The 6,529-nt window shown below is 33.6% G+C and carries 6 protein-coding genes; 1 reads left to right on the top strand and 5 read right to left on the bottom strand.

Annotated elements, in window-relative coordinates:
- Nucleotides 1-117: 117 nt before the first annotated feature.
- Nucleotides 118-918 carry a DeoR/GlpR family DNA-binding transcription regulator gene (locus Q1B07_RS12640; RefSeq protein ID WP_299093196.1) on the top strand — a complete coding sequence of 267 codons (801 nt, stop codon included), beginning with the start codon at nucleotides 118-120 and terminating at the stop codon, nucleotides 916-918.
- A gap of 67 nt (nucleotides 919-985) precedes the next feature.
- On the opposite strand, the gene Q1B07_RS12645 is transcribed toward Q1B07_RS12640, so the two are convergent.
- From Q1B07_RS12645 to Q1B07_RS12665, 5 genes are all read right to left on the bottom strand, one after another.
- Nucleotides 986-1,882, bottom strand: a complete 897-nt coding sequence (locus tag Q1B07_RS12645) for a 5'-3' exonuclease (protein WP_299093197.1) — start codon at nucleotides 1,880-1,882, stop codon at nucleotides 986-988.
- A 148-nt stretch (nucleotides 1,883-2,030) separates the two neighbouring features.
- Nucleotides 2,031-2,165 (bottom strand): hypothetical protein, encoded by a 135-nt coding sequence (locus tag Q1B07_RS12650; RefSeq protein ID WP_269431602.1) that lies wholly within the window; start codon nucleotides 2,163-2,165, stop codon nucleotides 2,031-2,033.
- Nucleotides 2,166-2,268: 103 nt separating this feature from the next.
- Nucleotides 2,269-2,535, bottom strand: coding sequence for a YpbS family protein (locus Q1B07_RS12655; RefSeq protein WP_299093201.1), 267 nt, complete (start codon nucleotides 2,533-2,535; stop codon nucleotides 2,269-2,271).
- Nucleotides 2,528-2,716 (bottom strand): hypothetical protein, encoded by a 189-nt coding sequence (locus Q1B07_RS12660; protein WP_299093202.1) that lies wholly within the window; start codon nucleotides 2,714-2,716, stop codon nucleotides 2,528-2,530. Before Q1B07_RS12660 ends, Q1B07_RS12655 begins: the two co-directional genes overlap by 8 nt.
- A 68-nt stretch (nucleotides 2,717-2,784) precedes the next feature.
- The gene (locus Q1B07_RS12665) at nucleotides 2,785-6,375 is read right to left on the bottom strand and encodes a dynamin family protein (protein ID WP_299093204.1); all 3,591 of its coding nucleotides are present in this window, start codon (nucleotides 6,373-6,375) and stop codon (nucleotides 2,785-2,787) included.
- Nucleotides 6,376-6,529: the final 154 nt, after the last annotated feature.

Genomic DNA, 6,529 nt, shown 5'->3' on the forward strand with positions numbered 1-6,529 from the left:
TCTATTTTTGTTAAATTTACAAATCTTAATATATTCGTTGCCGATTTTTTATATTCGTTTCTTATAATAAGTTATTACAAAACAACTCTGGATACATGATATCAATGGAGGGACGATATGAATATGTCTTTACATTCAGAAAGATATAGAGCGATCATGAGAGAGCTTGAGCTTAAAAATAAGATACGAGTCGTTGACCTTGCAGAAAAATTAAACGTAACACCGGAAACAATACGAAAAGATTTAAGTGCACTTGAGGAAAAAAAGAAATTACGCCGCATTCATGGCGGTGCTGTTCAATATATTGGATTAATAAAGGAACATCATTTTAACAAAAAAATCGGCATCTTTCATTATCAAAAAAAATTAATTGGAGAAGCTGCGGCAAGATACATAATGGATGGTGAGACAATTGCTCTTGATGTAGGGTCAACAACCTTGCATATTGCGAGTTCGATAAAGAACGTGGAAAATATAACGATTGTGACGAATTCTTTAGCGGCAGCAGAAGTTTTAAATAATCGGTTAGAAAACCATTTGTTCGATGGTAGAGTGATCGTGCTTGGCGGAACGTCAAATCCGCTGCAGCGTTCAATAAGCGGCACAATTACTAATCAATTATTAGAACATTTTTATTTTGATAAAGCTTTTATTTCTTGTGGAGGAATGAACAAAGATGGAATTTTTGATTTCAATATAGATGAAGCCACGGCATCTTCCATTATGATAAGGAGATCGAAGCAAAATTATGTTGTGGCAGATTCTTCGAAAATAAATCAACGTGCTCTTTTTCAAATTGGATCATTTGCAGAAATTAATTATCTTATAACGGATCAGGACGTGCCTTATGACTGGATTATGGATCCAATCATTAAAACTGTCAATTGGATTAACGCTGCTGATATAAGATCTAATTAATTAGCCCGCTCATTTTTAAATATGTATTCAAATCTGCGGGGGATTCGTTATCCCCCATCTTACGATCTTAAATGGCCTCTCTTACAATGGTGATATTTTTAAGCAAGGTATGAACACCTCTTAATTCCAATTCCTTTATCATGGCAAATGCTCGTTCTTCATTTACTCTAAAAATCGCATCTTCTATGATGCACTCCAACGGTGCTTGGCAGTTAATCGCAGCCAGCTGCCTAGACAAATGAAGCATTTCTAAATCATTTTCGATTTTTGTTTTTTGCCCTTTTGTTAATTCGTTTAAATTTTCTAAGAGAACATCGATCGACTTATATTGAACGATAAGCTTATAAGCCGTTTTTTCTCCAATCCCCTTCACTCCCGGATAATTATCACTTGAATCCCCCATTAATGCTTTTACATCAATAAGCATTTGTGGTTCAATTGCAAATTCTTCGATGAATAAATCCTTTGTATAGTGTTTGTAATTGCCAATTCCCTTTTGAAAAATCAAGACATTAACATGATCATTGAGTAATTGAAGGATATCCCTATCACCTGTTAATATTGTAATGTCCATTTCATGTTCAAATGTTTTTGCAATGGTTCCAATACAATCATCCGCTTCAAACCCTTCAATACCCAGGTTGGGGATATCTAACGCGGCCACGACCTCTTTGGCTAAGTCGAATTGAGGCATTAACTCAACCGGTGCTTCAGGCCGATTTGCCTTATAATCAGTAAATAACTCATTTCGATATGTTTTTGCCCCCATATCCCAACAACATATAACATGGGAAGGCTTCACATAGTCAATAGCAGATATTAAATGTTTTAATAGTCCTGTTACTGCATTAGTAGGAATCCCTTTACTATTGATCATAAATTGTCCATATACTGATGTAGCATAAAAAGCCCGAAATAACAGTGCCATACCATCTACAATTAATAAATGATTATCCTTTTTCATCTCATTCTCCTCTTTAAAAAATACTATTAGTATCATACCATATAATGGCTACATATTGTTTGGAACTTCGAACCATTACTTTAAACATACAATAACAAAAAAATAGGCTGACTCAAAGGATTAGCCCCTTTTAAGTCAGCCAAAAAGATTAATCTTTCTTTTTATCGCTTAATTTCAATGCTTCATGTTGTGCGTATGAAGCAAATTCATTGTTAAAATCATTCTTTTTCTTTTTGTTATTGTTTCGCTGTGCATTTGCGTTTCCAAGCTTTGTACGCCCCATTTCAATCACACCTTTCAAAATATAATTCAAGCTTAGCTTTCCACGAAGCGACTTAAATTAAATCATTTCAAGGATAAAAGAAAATGGAAAAAACATCAAACTCTTATTTGCGATATTTTCTATTTACAAATTCCTGTACCATATCCTTCGTCACTAATCTACGAGTAGGTACAATTCCTTCAGATGCTAGGCGATTCATTTCTTTTGTTACTTGATTAATTTTATCAATATCAAACGGAAGAGAGTTGACACATAATTGGATCGCTTCTTCAATAAATGCTTCACGCTTAGCCTCGAGCTTTAAAAATGATTGAATGTGATTATGCTGCTTTTTACTATGCTGCGAAATTGCTTCATGTACATTACTCATTTTTGTTTCCTCTTTTCTTCATTAACCTTATAACATGATCCTTCGGGTCCCAGCATTGAAACGAATAATTCGGTTTCGTTTCATATTTTAGGCGTCTGCATAGATACTTCATTTTTCTGTCGATTTTTAACGCTTCAAAATGAATGCAGGTAGCACATACCTGATACGTTTTCGAATCCATGCACGTCCTCTCCTTTGACCATGCTACTTCTTATTTCATTTGATTTTACCATATGAACGTATGTTCCATCATATTTTTAACAAATTTATCGTTGCTTGAAGCTTAGACTGCTCCTGTTTTAGCTGATCAGAATTGACAGCTTCTAAATCCAATAGAGCATCAAAACCTTCTGCAGTCTGTACTGATATTTCTTGAACAAGACTTGAATGCGTCCTATCTATTACCTCGTTATAATAACGGATAAATTCTTCTAGATATTTTTCTAATGTAATGGAAATAGGATCATCAAATCTTTTCGCTAAATCCTCACTCATTGCTTTTTTTTCATTTTTTTCAAAGAAGGATTTTGCATTTTTAAATAGCTTCAGAGAAGGTTTCAACTTTTCAACCATTTCACTAGAAAATTCAATCCCAATGTCAGGTGTTGAAATTTCATGCATTTCTGGCTTTGTCAACGTTATTGATTGGGACTTTTTCTTAATTAGCTGAGAAATCCTGCTGAATTCATCATCATAGCCCTTTTGAATAAATTTTTCCACTCTCAAAGTAGTTGCTTGTAGCTCTTGAACTAATTCAAATTCAATTGTTCTAATTAGCTCGTTTAAACAAGATAGTAACGCTTGCTGAATATTGGATTGCGTAAATACTCCAGGATGAAATGCTTCTTTAAAGAAATCATTGAAACGGAATAGCAATCTTTGTTTCACATAAAAGATTAACTCTTCAATTTCTTGATTAGTATGTGTTGTTAAATGAGTATTTGTCAGTTTTGAGAGTTCCTGTTCAACTTTTAGTTTTTCATCTAAAAGTTTTTGCTTGATTTTCTCTTTCTCTACTGCATCGTTTTCGGCAGCAACAATAAGGGCTGTCATACGTTCATCCGAACGCTTTAAATCCTCTTTAATAGAAACAATCGTGGTATTTGTTAGCTCCTGTTTGATAAAATACTCAAATTGCTCTTTAAATGTAAGATAATCCTGTTCATGTTCCAAGTTATTTGAGAGAATATTTAAACTTGAAACGCCAAATAATCGAACATTCCTTATTTCTTGCTGGAGCAGTTGTTCTTTTATATACTGTTTGACAAGCTCTACTTCCTGCTCATCCTTTGCTAAATCAATCGCATTGATTAGGAAAAACATCTTATCTAATGTAAACGAATCCTTTACACGTCCTAATTGACGAAGGAATTCTCTATCCCCCTTAGAAAAAGGATGATTATAATACGTTACATAAAGAATAGCATCTGCTTTTTTAATATATTGAAAGGCCACTGCTGTATGTCTTTTATGAAGAGAATCTGCACCAGGTGTATCAACTAAGGTGATCCCGGCTCTTGTAATTGGACAATCGTAATAAATAATGACTTCCTCAACCAAACAAGCTTTTTCTTCTTTCGCAACAAAATCCTTAAAGGTTTCCTTTGTGGAGGTGATCAGCAAACCGTTATTTGTTAAGCTTTGATAATCGCTTAATGCTATTCTATATTTTTTTATTGCATCTATTTCGGACTGTTCTTTCCCTTCAAGCTCGTGAAGTTGATTTATTAGCTCATCTATACTGGTATGCTTATTATTTAATATAGGAATACTTTCTTTTACTTCATTTATGATCATTTCTTCTGATTTTAATTTCACTTCAACTAATCCATGTTGTTTTTCTGCGGAAGTTGGAGCAATTTTATTAATCGTTGCAGTTGTAGGTGTTGGTGATGATGGCAGTAGTCTATCACCAATTAAAGCGTTGGCAAAAGAAGATTTTCCTGCACTAAAAGCCCCAAACAATGCAACAGTAAATGAGCGGTTATTGTAGCTGTTTACCTTGCTTTCAAGTGAATCAGTAAACTGCTTAAAACCGCGAATTTTCTTCAAGCGCTTTATCATCTCTTCTGTTTCTTTTATAAATTGTTCTTTATTCGATAATTTAGCGATTGGATCTTTTACATCTAACATTGTTTCTTCATCAGCAATACGTATTTGAGCTGTTTCTTTTATGTTCAGTGATTTCAGAACACGATGACGATATAATAGGTTTTCCAAAAGCCACTGCTTACTATCTACGTACACCTTCACTTGGTCAGCAAGTATTGCCTTTAATGACTCATCATAGCTGTTTAATTGATCACATTTTAATATGATGGCCTCATGTTTGACGATTTCCTGCATTAATTTATTGATTTCCTGAGATAGTTTTTCACATTCTTCATGGTGGTCAATTTTTAAATGATCGATCATTTTATCCATGATCTTCATTGCTTTATGCTTACTATGTTTTTTTATTAATTCACTTACATCTGAAGAATAAGTTAAAATATATTGATTATTCAAGGATGCTCCAGGTTTTAAGGCATCAGCTAAATTCTGTTCCGTGACTTCGATTGAAAATGACTGAACCTCTTGTAACAATGACTCATCATGGATATCAATTTTTTTCAGATACTCTTTAAATAATGGTGTGAAATGCCAGGTGATTTGTGTTTCAACATTTTTCCTCAGCTCGTCAACTAATTCTTTTTTTCTTTTGTCTCTTTCTTGTTCGGTCTTAGCCTTTGAGAAGAGGAACCCCACTTTAAATGCCGGATCTGCCGCTTCAATATATGAAGCTGCCTTTTCCCTTGTTTCATAAGGAATGATATTTGCACTCTTTAATAATGTGGAGACTCTGTCATTTATTTCGGCTGTAAGCTCCTTGATCTTATTTTCTTCGTTTTCAAGTTTTTGATTGATTTGCGCTTTCTTTGCTTGACACTCCGCTAATTCAGCCATAACTTGTGATTGATCAACATCTGTCAATTCTAAAAGATCTTTATATTTTTCCAAATGTTCTTTTAGTAAGCAAGCTACAGCAGCTTCCACATTCTTTTCCATGTATTCTTCTTTTTGATCGACAATCGCACGAATAATTTCTTTTATTTCATGTAATTGATTATGCTGATGATCATCATTCATTATCGTAGTAAAAAATATGTCTTGATGATGGAGTCCAATATCAGAGAATGATGTTTCAATTTGATGTTTAAACACAGAAAATGAGACTTCTTTTTCCACATGTTTGTCAATTTGGTTGACAATGAGAAAGATCATTTTTTCTTTCTCTTTCATTTCTTTGACAAAAGAAAGGTTTTCTTCAGATTGAACATGATTATAGTCGGTAACATAAAAAATGACATCGGCAATATGAAGCATTGATTCAGTTGATAGCTTATGGGCGGCATCGGTAGAATCAATTCCTGGAGTATCCATAATCACGACATTTTCATGAAGATTTTGATATGGCTTTTTAATCGATACTCGTTCGATTTCATCACCTTGTTTGCAATATTCCTTAATTTGTTCTATTGAATAATCGCCATCTAGTTCGATACTTTCTTTTGCCTTCGAATATAAGGTTACCTGGTGATCACCCTTTTCTAATAATACCAAATTTGCACTAGTCGGAATTGGACTTGTCGGCAGAATTTGTTCATTTAATAATTTATTGATCATCGATGATTTACCAGCAGAAAAGTGTCCGGCAAAAGCAACATAAAGCTTGTCATTCGACAGTTTATTTACCAATTCAACAAGCTTATTCGCATTTTCTTCATCATACGTCTTTATCATTTGATGAAGTTTTATTAACTTTTGCAACAAATGATCTGTTTTAACAGCAGCTGTCATTGTAATCCCCTTTAATTCTTTAACATTTTATTTAGTATCATTTTACAGAATCTTTTTGATTTTTGCTATCTAAAGATTGTTACTGACGCTCTATAATGACAAGAAATTGATGAAATACTTTGTCCATAATCTGACGGAATTATTGGCCGGAAGA

The organism is uncultured Metabacillus sp. (assembly GCF_947503125.1).
Taxonomy (GTDB): Bacteria; Bacillota; Bacilli; order Bacillales; family Bacillaceae; genus Metabacillus.

What these genes read in the sequence shown, in the direction of transcription:
- Q1B07_RS12640 (WP_299093196.1), top strand. Translation starts at nt 118, where the DNA reads ATGAATATGTCTTTACATTCAGAAAGATATAGAGCGATCATGAGAGAG.
- Q1B07_RS12645 (WP_299093197.1), bottom strand. Translation starts at nt 1,882, where the DNA reads ATGAAAAAGGATAATCATTTATTAATTGTAGATGGTATGGCACTGTTA.
- Q1B07_RS12650 (WP_269431602.1), bottom strand. Translation starts at nt 2,165, where the DNA reads ATGGGGCGTACAAAGCTTGGAAACGCAAATGCACAGCGAAACAATAAC.
- Q1B07_RS12655 (WP_299093201.1), bottom strand. Translation starts at nt 2,535, where the DNA reads ATGAGTAATGTACATGAAGCAATTTCGCAGCATAGTAAAAAGCAGCAT.
- Q1B07_RS12660 (WP_299093202.1), bottom strand. Translation starts at nt 2,716, where the DNA reads ATGGATTCGAAAACGTATCAGGTATGTGCTACCTGCATTCATTTTGAA.
- Q1B07_RS12665 (WP_299093204.1), bottom strand. Translation starts at nt 6,375, where the DNA reads ATGACAGCTGCTGTTAAAACAGATCATTTGTTGCAAAAGTTAATAAAA.